At 47.5% G+C, this 17,214-nt stretch carries 16 protein-coding genes; 6 read left to right on the top strand and 10 right to left on the bottom strand.

The window, feature by feature from the left end:
• Positions 1 to 74: 74 nt before the first annotated feature.
• The 3 genes from MKX74_RS15470 to MKX74_RS15460 are packed head-to-tail and all read right to left on the bottom strand — an operon-like array spanning position 75 to position 3,055.
• Entirely contained in the window at positions 75 to 1,373 is a 1,299-nt protein-coding gene (locus tag MKX74_RS15470) for an opine metallophore biosynthesis dehydrogenase (protein WP_341179047.1), read from the bottom strand.
• Positions 1,370 to 2,188: an SAM-dependent methyltransferase gene (locus MKX74_RS15465; RefSeq protein WP_341179046.1), complete on the bottom strand. Its 819-nt coding sequence runs from the start codon at positions 2,186 to 2,188 to the stop codon at positions 1,370 to 1,372. The genes MKX74_RS15470 and MKX74_RS15465 overlap by 4 nt, the downstream gene beginning before the upstream one ends.
• Positions 2,189 to 2,197: 9 nt before the next feature.
• On the bottom strand, positions 2,198 to 3,055 hold the full coding sequence (locus MKX74_RS15460; protein WP_341179045.1) for a diaminopimelate epimerase: 858 nt from the start codon (positions 3,053 to 3,055) through the stop codon (positions 2,198 to 2,200).
• 344 nt (positions 3,056 to 3,399) lie between these two features.
• Between MKX74_RS15460 and cntA the strand changes: the two genes are divergently transcribed.
• From cntA to cntE, 6 genes are read left to right on the top strand one after another with little or no spacing between them, the layout of a single operon-like run.
• On the top strand, positions 3,400 to 5,007 hold the full coding sequence (cntA, locus tag MKX74_RS15455; RefSeq protein ID WP_341179044.1) for a staphylopine-dependent metal ABC transporter substrate-binding lipoprotein: 1,608 nt from the start codon (positions 3,400 to 3,402) through the stop codon (positions 5,005 to 5,007).
• 47 nt (positions 5,008 to 5,054) lie between these two features.
• Positions 5,055 to 5,987, top strand: coding sequence for a nickel/cobalt ABC transporter permease (gene opp1B / locus MKX74_RS15450; RefSeq protein WP_341179043.1), 933 nt, complete (start codon positions 5,055 to 5,057; stop codon positions 5,985 to 5,987).
• Positions 5,988 to 6,881 carry a staphylopine uptake ABC transporter permease subunit CntC gene (gene cntC, locus MKX74_RS15445; protein WP_341179042.1) on the top strand — a complete coding sequence of 298 codons (894 nt, stop codon included), beginning with the start codon at positions 5,988 to 5,990 and terminating at the stop codon, positions 6,879 to 6,881.
• Positions 6,882 to 6,885: 4 nt separating this feature from the next.
• Positions 6,886 to 7,713, top strand: a complete 828-nt coding sequence (cntD, locus tag MKX74_RS15440) for a staphylopine uptake ABC transporter ATP-binding protein CntD (RefSeq protein WP_341179041.1) — start codon at positions 6,886 to 6,888, stop codon at positions 7,711 to 7,713.
• The gene (locus tag MKX74_RS15435; protein WP_341179040.1) at positions 7,700 to 8,437 is read left to right on the top strand and encodes an ABC transporter ATP-binding protein; all 738 of its coding nucleotides are present in this window, start codon (positions 7,700 to 7,702) and stop codon (positions 8,435 to 8,437) included. The genes cntD and MKX74_RS15435 overlap by 14 nt, the downstream gene beginning before the upstream one ends.
• 51 nt (positions 8,438 to 8,488) lie before the next feature.
• A complete protein-coding gene (gene cntE / locus MKX74_RS15430; RefSeq protein WP_341179039.1) occupies positions 8,489 to 9,682 on the top strand; it encodes a staphylopine family metallophore export MFS transporter CntE in 1,194 nt (397 codons plus the stop codon).
• A 97-nt stretch (positions 9,683 to 9,779) separates the two neighbouring features.
• On the opposite strand, the gene MKX74_RS15425 is transcribed toward cntE, so the two are convergent.
• The 7 genes from MKX74_RS15425 to MKX74_RS15395 form a co-directional block, all read right to left on the bottom strand.
• Positions 9,780 to 11,387, bottom strand: a complete 1,608-nt coding sequence (locus MKX74_RS15425; RefSeq protein WP_341179038.1) for a DUF4179 domain-containing protein — start codon at positions 11,385 to 11,387, stop codon at positions 9,780 to 9,782.
• A complete protein-coding gene (locus MKX74_RS15420) occupies positions 11,362 to 11,889 on the bottom strand; it encodes a sigma-70 family RNA polymerase sigma factor (protein WP_133567111.1) in 528 nt (175 codons plus the stop codon). Before MKX74_RS15420 ends, MKX74_RS15425 begins: the two co-directional genes overlap by 26 nt.
• A gap of 410 nt (positions 11,890 to 12,299) precedes the next feature.
• The gene (locus MKX74_RS15415; RefSeq protein ID WP_341179037.1) at positions 12,300 to 12,944 is read right to left on the bottom strand and encodes a methylthioribulose 1-phosphate dehydratase; all 645 of its coding nucleotides are present in this window, start codon (positions 12,942 to 12,944) and stop codon (positions 12,300 to 12,302) included.
• Position 12,945: 1 nt separating this feature from the next.
• Positions 12,946 to 13,623, bottom strand: a complete 678-nt coding sequence (locus tag MKX74_RS15410; protein WP_025677848.1) for a 2-hydroxy-3-keto-5-methylthiopentenyl-1-phosphate phosphatase — start codon at positions 13,621 to 13,623, stop codon at positions 12,946 to 12,948.
• Complete coding sequence (locus MKX74_RS15405; RefSeq protein ID WP_341179036.1) at positions 13,620 to 14,831, bottom strand: 2,3-diketo-5-methylthiopentyl-1-phosphate enolase; 1,212 nt, start codon at positions 14,829 to 14,831, stop codon at positions 13,620 to 13,622. The genes MKX74_RS15410 and MKX74_RS15405 overlap by 4 nt, the downstream gene beginning before the upstream one ends.
• Positions 14,828 to 15,694 carry a pyrroline-5-carboxylate reductase gene (gene proC, locus MKX74_RS15400; protein WP_018886172.1) on the bottom strand — a complete coding sequence of 289 codons (867 nt, stop codon included), beginning with the start codon at positions 15,692 to 15,694 and terminating at the stop codon, positions 14,828 to 14,830. The genes MKX74_RS15405 and proC overlap by 4 nt, the downstream gene beginning before the upstream one ends.
• A 211-nt stretch (positions 15,695 to 15,905) precedes the next feature.
• On the bottom strand, positions 15,906 to 17,183 hold the full coding sequence (locus tag MKX74_RS15395) for a glutamate-5-semialdehyde dehydrogenase (RefSeq protein WP_341179035.1): 1,278 nt from the start codon (positions 17,181 to 17,183) through the stop codon (positions 15,906 to 15,908).
• Positions 17,184 to 17,214: the final 31 nt, after the last annotated feature.

The raw sequence follows: 17,214 nt of genomic DNA, 5'->3' as shown, positions 1-17,214 counted from the left end.
AATAGCCGGGGAGATGAGCTGCTCATTCCCTGGCTATTCGCATGACACCAATCTCTCAACACTCAAGCCTTATTCTAATCCGATAGTGGCAACTCCATGCAAATTCTCTTAATATCTTCTTCGAAGGACTTCGGTATGAAGTCGTCAGATAGCGGATATTCCTTCAGTAATCGACTAGATTTCACTAGATATTGCTCATAGCGCTCAATGAATGTATCGACAGTTGGACATAGGACCTTGGCGCCTCGGGCGATACCTTGAATGATTTTAATTCGATAATAGTCTTCCTTTGGCATGCGTGGAATATCCCAGGCACCATCGTGGTTTACGAAGACAGTACGAATAGGGACCGCCGAGAAATCGAAGTATTTACCGTGTTGGTTGGGCTCTGAGTATGGATCGATAAGTAGTGATGCATAGCGGACGTAAAGCAAATATTGCTGATGGATGGAATCAAGCTCTGTAAATTGATCAATCTCCTGTCGTGAGAGGCTTTCTGGTCGGACAGGATAGTTATCGTCAACCATAAAACGCAGCAGATTGATTTCTTTCAGAATTAATTTCTGGGAAAGAACTGAAATTTCCTTCCATTGGAGGAGCATCTCATGGATGAGAGTCGGTGTGATGGGCCCTTCCGGGAATAGCTTGTATACGTATTTTGAAGTGTCAGGTGGGTTGAAAATAGTATCAAGAGAAAAAGGATTCATAAATAATGGACAGTGAACGTACAAGGAGATGTTGTGTGCCTCCGCCTCAAGTGCTGAATTCGCTCCGATCAGCTCGATACCTGCTTGGGCGTATAGATTCAGGAATGCTTCTACGAATTGGGAGGCCTGCGTAGAAGACCCTGCATAGACCCTACGCTTGACTGCTGTGGTCAGCACATGCCCAGGAGGCTTGTCCGCCATGAGACGCGTATCTCCAATGTAAGTGGAAAAACTGACGACCTCAGCGTTACAGCGTTGCTCTTTCAGATACTGACGGATAAGTGCATTGGACCCAAATGTCGGGGACAGAAGCACCACACAACGCAAGTTTTCCAGAAGCTCGGGCTGGAGCTGTGCTAGCACCGGTATATAGGCATCCGCGGTCACAGTCAACAGCAACGTATCCCATGGACCTTTCACATTTTTGTATCCGTAAAAAAATTCATCCACCCGTTCTTCACCAGTGAGTGCTTCCAGCTTGACACTACTTACTTCGACGATAAGTTGTCCATTACTTTCTCGCAACGCTTCGAATAGAGGGACGGAACGAACAGAGTGTCTCCCCGCAATACCAACATGGCTCTTGCACCAGCGCTTGAATAATATGGCTAGTTGTATGGCTGCAGGCCCTGTTCCTGCCACAAGGACATTACCAAAGAGATTCATGAACGTGCACCTCCAACGGGATTCAATGTCACTATTTTGGTATATAGAGCCACGTCGAATATGCGCCTAGGCTGAGCCACCTTATCGGCGAGCTTCCATTTCTGTGAATCTGTTTCTTCCATGGGGTAGTTGAAGAGGCTTTTCAGATCGTCTCCATACCTCATGGCTACGACAACATGAGGAGAAGTGACATCATGCAGCCAATCAAGTAAGGCATATTTGACGGATACGGTTGAACTGAAAATAATGTGTGTTGCCATATGGATATCATCCAAGCTTTCCAATGATAGATGCTCTAGTCGAATTCGTAGGTCGGGTCCCAGCCGCTCAATGACCTTCCTGCCTAAATCAACTGCTTCAGCATCTAGGTCGATTCCAATAACTTCAGCTCCTATTTGTTTGGCTATCAGTAGTGGCGTCATCGGAAAGGAGCCTGATCCAACCAGCAACACTCTGGAATCGGCAGATACTTCAAAGCAGCCAAACTCATTTTTAATAGAGCTCTCGATATGATGAAAGTAGTCGTTCCTGTCATCACCGTCATGAAGTAGCTTAAGGGCTCGATATTTCTCCATGATGGCTACACAGCGAGCTGATGTATCTCGTAATTGGTTTACGATCTCTCGAAGCTCAGTCCTATTTTGCTCTCCGAGCTCTCTCCAAAGTCGTTGGTTAGATTCATCAATAATAAAGGCGGAATAGTCATCAATGGTCTGCTGAAGCTCCAGGCTGTGTCTTAGGGTCCCGTCATATTTCGCAGCAGCCAGCTCAAATTGATCCCGGAATTGAATAAGTGGACGGAAGATTTGATCCATTACAATCCATTACCTCCTCAGAAATGAATGTTCATTAGCGATATTGACGTAGGTTTTACCTTGGGCAACAATGTCGACCGTGCTTTTAATGTGGACACTTTTGATGCTTTTCTCATGCCAGCATACGTTCGTATGAATGATGCCGCCAGGCTGAAGCACTGGGATATCAATGGATTTACGTGTGCTCCACGCTAGGTAACATCCAAGTGATGCTGTACCTGAGCCACAGCCTTGCTCCCAGATAAGACTATCAAGGGTAGGGACAAAAATGAGTGGTTTTAGCTCATGCGTTGAAGGACGATACAGCATAACGCCTACTAAATCAGCCCCTGTAACGACACCTGCAAGCCTTGCCAAACGTTCGGCAGCTGGAGCATCTAATTCGAATTGCTCAAGGTCGATCAAGAGGTGGAAGGAATCAGTATATCGAACGATACCCACTTCAAGATGGAGACCTTCAAAAGCGAAGGAGGAGCACTCTACTATTTTGGGAATAGGTGTGCTTGCCTCGCACTGGTATCCGCTGGATAGTTTTTCAACCTCACATGTAACTGGCCGTAATGAGCCCGAAGTCTCCAGCATGACCTCTACTCTTTCACCTGGAAGCAACATTCTCGCTGATGCCAGCTGTGCTCCTAAGGCCAAGCAAGCATTTCCACAAAATTCACCTCCTGCCATCTGAAGCTTGGCGGCACAGCCATGATGTGCAGAGCCCTCAACATAACCTACTTGTTCGGCGTAGAGGTGACCGTAACTCATTAATTGGGAGGCAATAGGAGCAAGCTGTACTGGGGGCAACTCACTTACGACGAGAATTGTCATATTATCAGCGGTGTTGCATTTAACAAATTCAATCTCCAACTTCATCCGACGAACCTCCCGACATCGTGTGGAACGACCACACATTGAATTAAATAGTAATTTTTACTATTAATCTCGCTATTATCATAGTAATATATTGGAAAATCGTCAACTGTTTTTTAAGATAATAGAGTTTATAAGTTTTCAGCGGAGCTGAACAATTCGATTATCGCAAGAAAAACTCCTACTAAACGCGGTCTGTCTTCTGTGAAAGTACGTCGATAGTGTTGTTCTTAAAATTTCAAAATCGAACAAAAATGAATTGACAAATGATAATAGTTATTATTACAATCAAGAAGTTCATTAATAGTAATTATTACTATTTGTATAAAAGGGGAGTGTCGATTTTAATGAAGAGAAATAGATTGGCTATGCTGTTAGCATCCATGCTGCTTATAGCGTTTTTAGTTGGATGTGGTGAGGGTAGGAAGAACAGTAAGGGAATTGAGGAGAAGGCAGCTGAGCTGACTTTTGCCACCGCAAAAGATATTAACGATATGAATCCGCACTTGTATCCTGGCTTGATGGCAGCACAAGGAATGGTGTATGAATCGCTTGTGGAGAATACTGCAGATGGGATCAAGCCTTTACTTGCTGAATCATGGGAAATATCAGATGACGGTAAAATATACACCTTTCATTTGAGAAAAGGCGTAAAGTTCCATGATGGAGAGCCTTTTAATGCCGAAGCTGTTAAGCAAAACATTGAAGCCGTCCAGCGGAACGCAGACAAGCACGCCTGGGTCAAGCTATCTACCAAGCTGGATCAAGTTGCTGTCATTGATGAGCATACTGTTCAGCTAACTTTGAAGGAAGGATACTATCCGACGTTGCTTGAGTTATCAATGACACGCCCATACGTTTTTCTCTCACCAAAGGATTTCCTGAACGGAGAGACAAAAGATGGCGTAGCGGGATATCACGGCACGGGTCCCTATAAGCTTGATGAGCATGTGACGGAACAATTTGCTCGTTTCTCGGCGAATCATGAATACTGGGGTGGAGCGCCAAAGCTGAAGACGATTACAGCAAAGGTACTACCTGCAGGAGAGACGACATTACTGGCTTTGCAGAAAGGCGAGGTTAATTTTGTCTTCACGGATGACCGAGGTACTGATAGCGTTGCTGTGGATGCGATGCAGCGTCTTGTCGATTCGGGAGCTTATCAAATCGTTCGTAGCGAGCCGATGAACACGAAAATGATTGTGGCCAACAGTAGTCATAATGATAGTCCAATCCATGAAAAAGCGGTACGGGAAGCCATTTGGCACCTTATTGACCGCGAGACGATCGCACGCACCATATTCAGTGGAACGGAAACTCCCGCAGATACATTGTTCTCATCCAATGTTAATTATGCAGATATTGGGCTTCCGAAGAGAGAATACGATCCCGATAAGGCTGCTGCGCTTTTGACAGAGGCAGGCTGGGGGAATACGAGTGGAGCCGAAGCAAGGATGAAGGACGGCAAGCCATTGTCCATGAAGCTGTATTACGATATTAACTCATCCTCCCAAAAGGCGCAGTCGGAGCTGCTACAGAGTGAAGCACTCAAAATCGGTATGAATCTGGAACTGTTCGGGGAAGAGTCGACTTCCATTGCAAACCGGAGATCGACGGGCGAGTATGATCTTCTATTTAATCAGACTTGGGGCCTCGCTTATGATCCGCAAAGTACGATTACTGCATTTGCAGCGGAATCCTCCTATCGCTATACGACGAGTGGTATTCCACAGGCGGAGGAATTGTATCGACAAATTGATGAGGTCATGATCTCCTCGGATGAGGAGACAAGGAAACAGCTCTATAGGGATATTCTCACGACTGTCCATGAAGAAGCCGTGTTTATTCCACTTACCAACGGGAGCGTTACGGTAGTTGCGCCTTCGGAGTTGCAAGGGATTTCTTTCAAGCAAACACAATTTGAACTTCCTTTTGAGAAATTCAGCTTTAAATAAGCTGCAACTGTAGAGCATACATGAATGTGAGGTGAAAATCAGGAATTATGGCTGAATATATCGTTAAACGCATAGCCGTTGCATTTCCATTGCTTGTGGTCATTTCATTTCTAACGTTCGTGCTTAATCAATTATCGCCAATGGATCCGGTTGAGGTCGTTCTACATGCACAAGGCGTGCCGACAATAACCGAAGAGCTGATTGCGAAGACAAGAACGGAACTTGGAATGGATCGTCCGTTTCTAGTCCAATATTGGGATTGGCTGCAAAATTGTCTGCAACTGGATTTCGGCAACTCTTACGTAACGGGCAAGCCAGTGTGGTCGTTGCTGGGCCCAGCATTATTTAACACGCTACAATTAACCATCGTATCTTCGCTCATCATTATTATCTTATCACTTGGACTTGGTGTGGCATGTGCCTTAAGGGAAGGTAAATGGCTGGATTTTTCAGTGAGGGGCCTCTCCTTCCTGCTTACATCTATGCCAGCTTATTGGTTGGCCTCACTCATGATATGGTATTTTGCTGTTAAGCTTGACTTATTGCCTACGAATGGAATGGACTCTTATAGCAGCTTTATTTTGCCAGTTGCAGTGATCGTCATCGGCTACGCAGGTATCTACTTCCGCACGATTCGGAGTTCCATGCTCAGCAATCTCAATGAAGATTACGTTTTGTATGGTAGAGCCAACGGATTGTCGGAGTACCGCATAACCCTGCAAGTGCTACGGAATTCATTACAGGTTGCGGTATCCGTGTTTGGTCTCGCGATTCCGGTCATATTGGGCAGCACTGTTGTTGTCGAGAATATTTTTGCCTGGCCTGGTTTGGGTACGCTCACTGTCAATTCGATACTTGGTAGAGATTTTCCGATCATCCAAGCATATGTGCTGATACTTTCCGTTGCTTTTGTGCTGTTCAATACAGTGTCAGACTTGATTAATGCCGTGATGAATCCTCAGCTAAGGAGGGAGTTCTAAATGAAGCTGCTTGTACGATTAATGAAGGACAGGCTAGCGGCTCTCTCGCTTGTTTTCATAGGAGCCACGCTGCTTATAGGAGCTTGTGCACCGTTCATAGCTCCACATGCCCCTAACGAGGTAAATATGGATCTGCGATTCGCTGGAGCGTCTTGGCAGTATTGGCTGGGTAACGATCATCTGGGTCGATGCATTCTTTCGCGCCTGATCTATGGTATACGTCCCAGCGTGCTGTGGGTACTCGCTGCCCTTGCCGCCTCAGCAAGTATTGGTATAATTATCGGATTTGTCGCAGGTTACTTCAAGGGAAGAACAGATGCTTTTTTGATGCGGGTATGCGATATCATGCTTTCGTTTCCAGGCTATGTCATGACACTTGCGATCATCGGCATGATGGGAGCTGGGCTAACGAATATCTTAGTGGCATTTGTGCTGATGAAATGGGCTTGGTTTGCACGCGTTATTCGAACTTCAGTCATGCAATTTGCCGACGCCGATTATATTAAGTTTGCTAAAGTCATGGGCTCAGGCAACTTTCGTATTATGGCTCGACATATTGCACCCGTGGCGTTGCCGGATATTGCGGTGATTGCCAGTAGCGCATTTGGGTCCATGATATTGCAAATATCAGGACTGTCCTTTCTAGGCCTTGGTATTCAGGCTCCGCATGCGGAGTGGGGTATGATGATGAATGAAGCGAGAGCAGTCATGTTCATTCGTCCTGAGTTGATGGTTGCTCCAGGCGTAGCCATTATTCTGGTCGTGTCAGCGATTAACTTTCTTTCGGATTCTCTACAGAAAGCGCTTGATCCGAAGCTGATGACGGGAGGAAGGCATATTAAAGTGCGATCGGGCGGGATCTTAGCAGGATTGCGAAAGAAGGAGGTGGCCTGATTCTATGACTACTGTGCTTGAGGTCGAGCATTTGAAAATATGGGATGACAGAACGGGACAAGTGCTCGTTCCCGACAGTTCTTTCCGCCTTGTCCAGGGGAAATGCTTGGCGATCGTCGGGGAGAGTGGCAGTGGAAAGTCACTGACATGCAAGGCGCTGACAAGACTTAATCGATCCGGGATTCGTCAGTCGGGACGGATTGCACTGAGCGGAATAGATTTGTCGGAACTCTCTACGAAAGACTTACGCCAATACAGGGGAAGAAGGCTTTGTATGATCATGCAGAATGGCATGAGTGCATTTGATCCTTCCAGATCGATTGGAGCCTATCTGTTCGAGATTTTGTCCGTCCATTTTAATTGGCGGCGTAGCGAGATGGTGGACAGCATTGCCGTTGCCATGTCAAGTGTGGGCCTTAAGGAGCCGAGTGTGATTATGCGTCGCTATCCGCATGAATTGTCAGGAGGGATGCTTCAGCGGGTGATGATCGCTCTTGCCATTGTGCTTGAGCCTGATGTCATCATTGCCGATGAGCCAACAACGGCGCTGGATGCTGTAACGGCTTACGAAGTTGTGGAGCAGTTCGTACGGCTTCGTGAACGATTCGGCAGCTCGATGATTTTTGTATCACATGATCTAGGCGTGGTTAGACGGATTGCAGATGACGTGATGGTGATGAAAGACGGGGAGATTGTGGAGCAGGGTTCAGTAGAAGATATTTTTGCTGGAGCGAGTCATCCATATACCCGTTATCTTGTGTCCTCCAAGCAGGCGCTTAATCTCCACTACAACCAATTAATGGGGGGAGGTGCGGAGCGTGCTAAAGGTTAAGAATGTGAATAAATCATATCGGCAGAACGGTCTGTTACGTAAAACGCAACATCAGGTGCTATTTGATATGAACTTCGAATGGGAAAAAGGCGAATGCCTCGGCATCATTGGTGAAAGTGGTAGCGGAAAATCCACACTGGGGAGATTGCTGCTTGGTATCGAAAAGCCGGATAACGGCATGATCTCTTTTGGGGGCAAATCTGTTACGGATCGCAGAACGCGGCGTGGAGCCATCAGCGCAGTCTTTCAGGATTATACCTCTTCCATGAACCCGTTTTACACGGTAAAGCAAGTACTACTCGAGCCTTTGAGCATTACGGGGAGCTCTCTACAGTCTGAAGATATGGGTAAGGTGCTTCATCAAGTTGGATTAGATGATTCTTACCTGGCCCAATTCCCGCATGAGTTATCCGGTGGTGAGGCGCAGCGAGTATGTATTGCAAGAGCAATCATCACCGAACCGGAATGTATTCTACTCGACGAAGCTATAAGCTCACTGGATGGTTCAGTCCAAATGCAGGTATTGGAATTGCTGAAGCGTTTAAGGGAGACCTATGCGATGGGATATATCTTCATCACCCATGATATTCAGGCCGCTGCTTACCTATGTGATCGTATCATGATTATCCGCAATGGTCGAATCGAAGAGGTAGTCGCAACCTCTGAATTGAAGCATGTCCAGTCTCCGTACGCCAAAGAGCTTTTGCGAAAGGTACTGGCATGACGTATAGTTATTTCCCACTGTAATGGTATCGATAAGGAAGGGGACCTTGTAGTGAAGGGAGCACTATCATTACCGTTTCTACGACTTTATTTGCTGACACTGTTGTACTTCAGCGCCAATTCAATCTTGAATGTGATCATACCTTTAAAAGGTGATTCCTTAGGCGCTACCAATACAACAATAGGGGTTGTTATGGGGGCGTATTTGCTGACGACCATGGTCTTTCGCCCATGGGCCGGCCAAGTAATCCAGCGCTATGGACCGATTAAGGTGCTGCGTGTCATCTTAGTGATTAATGGTCTAGCACTGCTCATTTATACCTTTGCGGGTCTTGGAGGATATTTCTTTGCTCGGGTACTACAAGGAGTATGTACTGCCTTTTTCTCCATGTCGCTACAGCTTGGAATCATAGAAGAGTTACCGGAAAAAGAACGTTCTGAAGGCATATCCATGTATTCACTGTGTGCGTCCATGCCTGGAGTTTTTGGACCGTTGCTCGCGGTAGGTATGTGGAGGGTAGAGGACATTGACTACTTTGCAATGGCGATGATTAGCATAGCTGTACTTACTGGGATCACGGGTTTTAGTACCAAGGTTGGACCAAAGGAAGCCGAACTGGCTAAGAAAGAACAGAGCTTAGGAACGGGGATGCTGTCGTCTTATAGCCAATTGATCAAAAATCCCCATTTGTTTCGATGCAGTGTTATCATGTTTACTGCTTCTCTTGTATTTGGGGCGGTAACCACTTTTATACCGCTATATGCGGGGCAAATTCATAACGGTAGTGCGGCGATCTTCCTTATGCTTCAGGCAGGAATCATTGTAATTACTCGATTTGTCCTAAGGAAAAAGATTCCATCCGATGGGAAATGGCATACATCTTTTATAATGGGGATCATGCTGATTCTTGCGATAGGTGTAGAATGTATAAGTCTATCAAACGTCGCAGGTGCTTTATTGTTTTATGTGGGTGCGTTCTTTTTAGGGGTGGCTCAAGCCCTGATCTATCCAACCTTAACTACATATTTGAGTTTCGTGTTACCTCAAGTGAATCGAAATATTTTAATAGGCTTATTTATTGCAATGGCTGATTTAGGTGTGTCCATGGGTGGAATACTCCTAGGACCGATCGCCGACTTTTTCTCCTATTCTACGATGTACATGATTTGTTCCATTTTAGCTGCGCTGATGCTTGTGTTTGCCTTTAAGCGCCTTAAGCCTTCAGACGAGTCCGTTTTGCATTAAGATCGTAAGAAGGTATAAAGAATCAGGTTCTTCCTCGCGATGAGGACAAGTTCCTGATTCTTTATCGTTTAAGCTATTTTCGGGCTGCTTAGATAAATTAAAGGTCTAATTCCGTATCCCGGCTTGGGTCGCTGTATCTGTAGATTCCAGGGTTCAATTCAATTTTTTCGTCCAACGGCACATTTTTGTAGTGATCTATGAATATTTCAGCAGGTACCATGCCTCTAGGAAGGATTTCAGGCACTACTTCTGTACCTTCTATGCGTAACGTAGTCTGACTAACCCTCTTGAAGCTAGGGGAATGAGAGGAGGACTCCACAATCAATTCCTCGCCATCAATGTAGTACGCAAATTGAATTTCAATGCCGTCCACATCTATTGTAGTGAACTGTTTTTCTGCCGTCGGCGTGTTCAGCGTAGCCCAATTCTTTGAGGTATCCCGTTTTTCCATGACAGCATCCTTCAATATGAGTTGCATTGGCACATTAGACCAATCCTTGTACCATTCTGGGGATTCAAATTGTAATATATGCTGATTGCTTCCGGAACCCCCCCTTACAATCGAGCCAGTGATGATTCTATCACCTATAACCAACTGAGCCGTGTTATAATGCACGATTCCTTTCTTTAGCGAATCCTCTTGGTCTATATGGATTTGTATATTTAGTGGTGTAACTACTAGCTCCTTTAAAGTAAGACCTGTCTTTGCCAGGAATTCAGGGCTAGTCTGTAGCTTCTTCGTATACATAGCCTCACTTGCTTTTTTACCATCTGCCTCAAAATCAAATGTCCAAGTCCCGGTAATCCGACGTGCTTCTTCTGTAAAAGTAAATCGTAAATCGGCGCGCTTCCATTCTGCTTCGGACAGATCGAATACCTGCTCGATATATACGTCCGATCCTGTGCTGGGCATGTGCGTTGGGATAGCATTCTTCTCCTGACCATCCATAACTACAACCAGCTGTGGATTGCCTTGTCCTAAGTCAGATGGCTCCGCAGCAACCTTATATCGGATGATCGTCTGGCTAGAGGTATGCCGAATCGACTCGACCTGAATAGTAGGGTACTGCGCGGCACCCGTTTGGATCGTATCCCCAGACTGTGGTTGGGCTTGCAAAGGAAGCTTCCGCTCTGCATATAATACGAGATTCTGTGCTTCGAACCGATAGTCTCTTGTATCATCTTGTAGTGTATCGGGTGCATCATAGATACCAATCAGCTTTTTACTGTCAGGGTCGTAAAACAAAGAATCCGTTACTTTGATCTTGTCACTGGATTGGCTAGTCAAGGTATTGTTCTCGGTGGCAAATCCGATATAAGAGGTTAGGTCGTCAGGAGTATCCAAGGATACGAGCATTTTCATTTTGTCTCCATCCGTTACGACCCCGTTCAAATGCATAGTAACTCCTGAACTTGATGCCTTGAGATCATATTGCTGGCCAACACCATGATTTAAGGCATTGGTTATGCTCCGACCGCCGATTTTATCCCAATTGATAGCTACACCGGCGAATGCCGGAATACCGATAAGCAATACGCACCAGAATACCAGGCTGATCGGAACAAGCTTGGCACGCTGAGGTCGAGTCATTGGGTAGGCATTCGGACTTTGCTGCCGCTTGTATGCTGCTTTTTCTATGGCTGCCCACATCAGATCGTAATCCGGCTGAGGCACTTGTTCATCCTTTTTGGTAAATGGACTCATTTGTAATCATCTCCTTTAGTTGGGAATCAGCCATACGATTCAGCAATTTCAGACCTTTGAATAACCTTGATTTTACGGTTCCTTCGGGTATATTCATGACTTGAGAAATCTCTGGCACGGTCAATTCATTCAAATATCGCAGAATGACGACCATTCTGAGCTTATCCGGTAGTTGACTGTATAACCCTTGAAGTGCTTGCTTGGTTTCTCTATGCTCCAGATGATCCTCCACTTGATTGGAATGCTGAGCTCTGGAGAGCAAATAGTTGCGAATCTCCTTCATCCAGCCCGTTTGGCGCCTTTTCATAACACGGTTACACTCATTGGCTGCAATACGCAGAATCCATGATTTCATATTTCGCACGTTTGTTCGATCAGCCAGAATGACTTTTATGAAGACCTCCTGGGATACATCCTCTGCATCTGCCTGATTTTTCAACAAATAGTAGCAGAAATAATATACATGCTCTTTGTACATCTCAAAAATCTCTCGATCATTCATGCTGCTGCACCCCCTTTTTTGCTATGTTCAGTAATAAGACCTATAACGAGACGTAATCGTTCATTCTCTTGATCAGTCAGAGGGAGTCTATAAGCTCTCTGAGAAGTGGTTAGTAGATCTATAAGTTGGGAGAGGGAGTAGGAGAGAGTACCTATGAGTACTGTAGGAGCAGAAGCTAGAATTAGTAAAGATAGCCTCTGAAACAAAGTAGTAAGTATATGTATTAAGCTAGAGTGAGTACGTGGTTCAGAGTGGACTGAGCACAAAGAGCACAGCAAGCTAGATACAGGGCTATAAAGCTATATGGAAAAGGGCTATAAAGCTAAAATTCTGCATCATGAAAATAACCCGCCGAGAGCATGTTGAGCACATGGCCTCTCGGCGGGCTGGGTATTATGGAGCTTGATGACTTACTTTTCAAGTAGTAGACGGCGATAAGCAACCTCAAAGAGGAACTCGAAGGCCTCCAAATGCTTCTTCGCTTCAAAGGCATCACGCCCCCAGGCATAGATACCGTGATTGCGTAGCAGGATGCCAGGGATGGCAGCGTTCAGGACATCCGGCACCAGGCGTGCAATCGAAGGGATGTCCGCATAGTTAGGAAGCACAGGAACTTGAATGGCTGCGTTCTCCTCCCAGATGTTAAAAGCTTTGATGAGTTCGATCCCTTGCACAGGGACATGACCCTGCTCTCCGTAATATTCCGAGATCAGGTTGTTGAACACCGTATGTACATGGAACACAGCGCCGCAGCCCGTCAGACGGTAGATTTCACAATGAATCAGTGTCTCCGCACTAGGCTTCAGACCCGTGGTCTCTGCTGGTTTGCCATTCTGATCTACGATCAGGAAATCCTCTGGTGTACGCTTGGATTTGTCTTTGCCACTGGCGGTGACTGCGAAATGGAAACTCTCGGGTGAGAACTCACCTACACGCATAGACAGATTGCCGCTGGTGCCAGGGAACCAGTTGCGTGCAGCGAACAGATCCTTGATATCCGCCAGTTCTTCAAGCACACGATTTTTGTCCTCAGCTGGAACATTAGATAGACTCATATTACAGCACTCCCTGCTCAAGCTTAGTTGTCAGATCATTCACGATCTCATGGAACGTCTCGAAAGGAACATGGGGAACACCAAGCTCCTGACATTTGGTCGTCAAAATGGAACGTGAATAGACGAGATCGGCTATTTTGGCTCCTTCAAAATCAGTCAGGCTATCTCCAATAAGAATGCGCGTGTAGTGCTCCTGCGGATAACGTCGCATGACTGTTGTCTTGCACATGCCACAGCCGTTCTCACATGGTGGCTGGCAGGTGTGTGGCCAGACAATCTCAATGGCTTCCTTCGTAAAGTCCGCACTATTACAGTAGATATGATCGGCTGGAATATCGAACGGCGCAAGCAACGGCTGAATGAAGAAATCCATTCCGCCACTCGTCACGAAAAATTCAATATCCTGACTGCGAATATATTGTAGGAACGTGTCAAATCCCTCACGTATGCCTGCCTGACCCAGCACGAAATCAATGACCTCATCCTTGCGAGAGGAGGGGATCAGTGCGAACATGGCACTTACCCCTTCGAGCAGCGTGATGCGACGATCAAGAATATCCTGCATGATCGGCTCGTAGCCAGGAGGACTGAAATGCTTCATGATCGCAACAATATTGTCGCTCATGGTAATGGTGCCGTCAAAATCACAGAAAATGACTGGCTTGCGCTTAAGGCTCAACGCTCTCCCCCCCATAGCTCAAGAGCAGCCTTCAGCTCTGGATGTGACTCTGCATAATCCGCGAGCGAGATCGACTGCCCAGCAGCTGCGATCGCTTGAACAAAGGCTTGTCCACCAGCCTCCGTGCCCATCGGATGTCCATGAATGCCACCACCGGCATTCACGACCACATCCGTACCAAAGTCACGAAGAATCAGAGGCACCAGGCCTGGATGGATCCCTGCAGAGGGAACAGGTAGGCTTGGCTGCAGAGGCAAGTCCGTACGAACCAATTCATCCCGAATAGCCATATTCTCATCACGTGGCATGGTCACTGAACCATACGGAGATGGGAACAGGACCAGATCCGCGCCCGCAAGTCGCATCAGCTGACCAAGCAGGACTGAGGGCGAGATGCCGTAGTGAGGAGAAGGGTACATAGCCCCCGCCAACGCTGGATGTGCCGCAATTGGTATTTGAATGTCCGGATCGGCACTTAGCTCTTGCAGTGCGTCATAGCCATAGGACAGCACATTGAAGAGCAGGGCATTCGCACCAGCATCAATGGCCTTGAGAGCCTGCTTGCGCAGCTGGGAGGTCGGACCGGTCAAATTCACAGCGTACAGCAGCTTTTTACCCGTCTCCTTGCGAGCCTCTTCCGCAGCCTGGATACAAGCCTCTACACGCTTCTCAATCGGCGTCAGCTCATTCTCGAACAAGATCTCATCATCCTTGATCAGATCCACTCCACCAAGGGCCTGCTTGTAGAACTGCTCACGCAGCTCAGGCAGATCGAGGCCAATCACGGATTTGAAAATACTCATCAACAAGGGACGATCATGGACACCGAGCTCATTGCGTAATCCGGAGATTCCGAACTTGGGTCCCCGGAAGGCCGACAGGAACGCATCCGAGAAAGCAAGGTTCGTAAGCTTAATGCGGCCATCCATTGAGATTTTGCCAAAAACAGTGACCAGCAGCGCTGGAATGTCCCGACTGAAGTTGATATCAGGATAGGCAATGGTCATATCTGCATAACGCTGCCCTGGTCCTTCATCGTGGATGTCGACGCTTATGACTTCACCCAGATGCTGCTTCATAGCCTCGCGACGTGCTTGGGGTAGCTCGGTCCAGCTGCCGACAGTCATGCCGACTGCGATGGACTGAGCTTTCTTGTTAAAATCTGTGTGGTCGTCGTATACCCGGTACGTAGCTTGGCAATAGCTCATTCATGCACCTCCAGCTCGGCACCCATTTCACGAGAGCGCTCGGCACAGCGGTTCACCGCTGCAATGACATTTTCGAAGAAATCCCCCTCATCCAATGCATGAAGTGCCGCTACGGTAGAGCCATTGGGCGACATAATCTTGGTACGAAGAGCAGAAGGCTCCTCACCAGTCTGCTGAACCATGCGTGCTGCGCCAAGCACCGTCTGCACCGTCAGGTCCTGGCATTGCTGTGGAGAGAGTCCGCCACGAATTCCTGCGGCGATCATCGCCTCCATCAGGTAGTAGACATAGGCTGGGCCGCTACCCGAGATCCCAGTCAGAATTTCCATTTTGTCCTCAGGAATTACGCTGACGGTACCTACGGACTCGAACATCATCATGACCTGGCTGCGCTGGTCATCGGTAATCTCCTTGGAGAAGGTAATGCCAGTGGCGCCCAGTCCGATCGAGCTGGAGGTGTTCGGCATCGTTCGCGCAATCGCCTGCTTGCGTCCGAGCAAGGCCTGAATCGTGCGAATCGAGAGACCCGCTATAACCGAAATTACGAGCTGATGCTCAGAAAGCAATGGGCCAAGATGCTGCAACGATGCGCGAGCATCCTTAGGCTTCATTGCCAGTACAATCACTGGACTGGTGCGCAGGAGCTCATCCTTTGCCTGCTCATCGCCAACGGTCTCTACACCATATCGCTCCTGTAGCTCTGCCAAACGTTTGGCATTGCTGCGATTCATCATGGTAATGTCCGAGGGACGAATAACGGAGCGGCTGATCATGCCGCGTACCAGTGATTCTGCTAATGATCCAGCGCCCATAAAGGCGACTTTACTGTCAATGAGTGGTTTAATGGAAGATGCTTCACACATGATTGGTGGTACCCCCTGCCTAAATTTTGAAAATAGTGCTGCATCCTTCGATTGTAATGGCTATCCATGCAATAGTACAGTCCAATAGGAGAATGGAATCAGGTCCAGAGAACAAATTCGGCAACTGATCTTCACTTACTATCGTGAAAAGCTGTATGACGGAGATCGAGGCCGCACATGCGAAACATGCAGCATCTATTCTTCGTACTTGTTATTCGCGAATTTGCCCGTTGCCATGAACAATGAATTTGGTTGATGTCAACGCTGGCAGTCCCATAGGTCCGCGTGCATGCAGCTTCTGTGTACTGATGCCTATCTCGGCACCGAATCCGAATTCAAAGCCATCGGTGAAACGAGTAGAAGCATTATGATAGACCGCAGCAGCATCTACCTCTTGCAGGAAGCGCTCCGCCATCGCCGTATCCGCAGTAACTATACATTCGGAGTGCATGGTACCGAAGCGTGCGATATGCTCCAGTGCCTCATCTAATGAAGAGACAACCTTCACATTCAAAATATAATCGTTATACTCGGTAGCGTAATCCTCATCGGTAGCTGTACGGGCATTCGGGACAAACTGTCTTGTCTGTTCACAGCCGCGCAATTCTACACCCGCATCGACGAACTGTTGTGCTAGCGCTCCGAGGTGAGATGCAGCATAGTCACGGTGCACCAGCAGTGTCTCCATGGAGTTGCATACGGATGGGCGCTGTACCTTCGCGTTCAAGGCAATGCTGGCAGCCAGCTCAACAGGAGCGGTGGCATCCAGATACGTGTGGCAGACGCCAGCACCAGTCTCGATTGCAGGTACCTTGGAATTTTGCACGACATTATCAATCAGTGCTTTGCCCCCGCGCGGGATAATGACATCCAACACGCCTGTCAGCTTGAGCATCTCATCTACCGAGGAGCGGTTAGGGTCCTCGATAAGCTGTAAAGCCTCAGGCGGAACAGCCGTCGAGGCAAGTGCCGTATGCATAATCTCAACAATCTTCCGGTTGGAGGATAGAGCGGAGGAGCCACCACGCAAGACGACAGCGTTACCGGTCTTCAGACATAATCCGGCAGCATCCACCGTTACATTCGGACGGGCTTCATAGATGATGCCGATGACCCCGAGCGGTACGCGGATTTTGCGAATATGCAGGCCGTTCGGACGCTCGAACTCATCCATTGCTTCCCCTACAGGATCTGGCAATGCTGCAATCTGTCTCAGCCCTTCTGCGATGCCCTCGATCCGGCTCTCCGTCAGCTTAAGACGGTCGAGAAGGGACTCTGAGGTGCCATTCTGGCGTCCGCGCTCCAGATCTTCCTGGTTGGCGACAATCAGCGCCTCATGCTCCCGCACAAGTGCGTCTGCCATAGCTAATAGAGCCTGATTTTTCTGCTCTGTTGTCAACAGGTTCAAGGTCGCTGTAGTGTTTTTTGCCAGCCGCGATTTGTGCAATACTTCACTCTTGGTAACTTCACTGCCTAATACATCGGTCATCTTGTAATCCTCCTTATATTTGTATAATTAG

It is taken from the genome of Paenibacillus sp. FSL K6-1230, from assembly GCF_038002385.1.
Classification (GTDB): Bacteria; Bacillota; Bacilli; order Paenibacillales; family Paenibacillaceae; genus Paenibacillus; species Paenibacillus massiliensis.
Note: the sequence above shows the minus strand (reverse complement) of the source record. Positions and strands in the feature narration are given on the sequence as shown.

Bases quoted from the DNA above. Each gene is read 5' to 3' on its own strand.
- MKX74_RS15425 (WP_341179038.1), bottom strand. From the start codon at position 11,387: ATGAGTCCATTTACCAAAAAGGATGAACAAGTGCCTCAGCCGGATTAC.
- opp1B (WP_341179043.1), top strand. From the start codon at position 5,055: ATGGCTGAATATATCGTTAAACGCATAGCCGTTGCATTTCCATTGCTT.
- cntA (WP_341179044.1), top strand. From the start codon at position 3,400: ATGAAGAGAAATAGATTGGCTATGCTGTTAGCATCCATGCTGCTTATA.
- cntD (WP_341179041.1), top strand. From the start codon at position 6,886: ATGACTACTGTGCTTGAGGTCGAGCATTTGAAAATATGGGATGACAGA.
- MKX74_RS15465 (WP_341179046.1), bottom strand. From the start codon at position 2,188: ATGGATCAAATCTTCCGTCCACTTATTCAATTCCGGGATCAATTTGAG.
- MKX74_RS15470 (WP_341179047.1), bottom strand. From the start codon at position 1,373: ATGAATCTCTTTGGTAATGTCCTTGTGGCAGGAACAGGGCCTGCAGCC.
- MKX74_RS15395 (WP_341179035.1), bottom strand. From the start codon at position 17,183: ATGACCGATGTATTAGGCAGTGAAGTTACCAAGAGTGAAGTATTGCAC.
- MKX74_RS15420 (WP_133567111.1), bottom strand. From the start codon at position 11,889: ATGAATGATCGAGAGATTTTTGAGATGTACAAAGAGCATGTATATTAT.
- MKX74_RS15415 (WP_341179037.1), bottom strand. From the start codon at position 12,944: ATGAGTCTATCTAATGTTCCAGCTGAGGACAAAAATCGTGTGCTTGAA.
- proC (WP_018886172.1), bottom strand. From the start codon at position 15,694: ATGTGTGAAGCATCTTCCATTAAACCACTCATTGACAGTAAAGTCGCC.
- MKX74_RS15405 (WP_341179036.1), bottom strand. From the start codon at position 14,831: ATGAGCTATTGCCAAGCTACGTACCGGGTATACGACGACCACACAGAT.
- MKX74_RS15460 (WP_341179045.1), bottom strand. From the start codon at position 3,055: ATGAAGTTGGAGATTGAATTTGTTAAATGCAACACCGCTGATAATATG.
- cntC (WP_341179042.1), top strand. From the start codon at position 5,988: ATGAAGCTGCTTGTACGATTAATGAAGGACAGGCTAGCGGCTCTCTCG.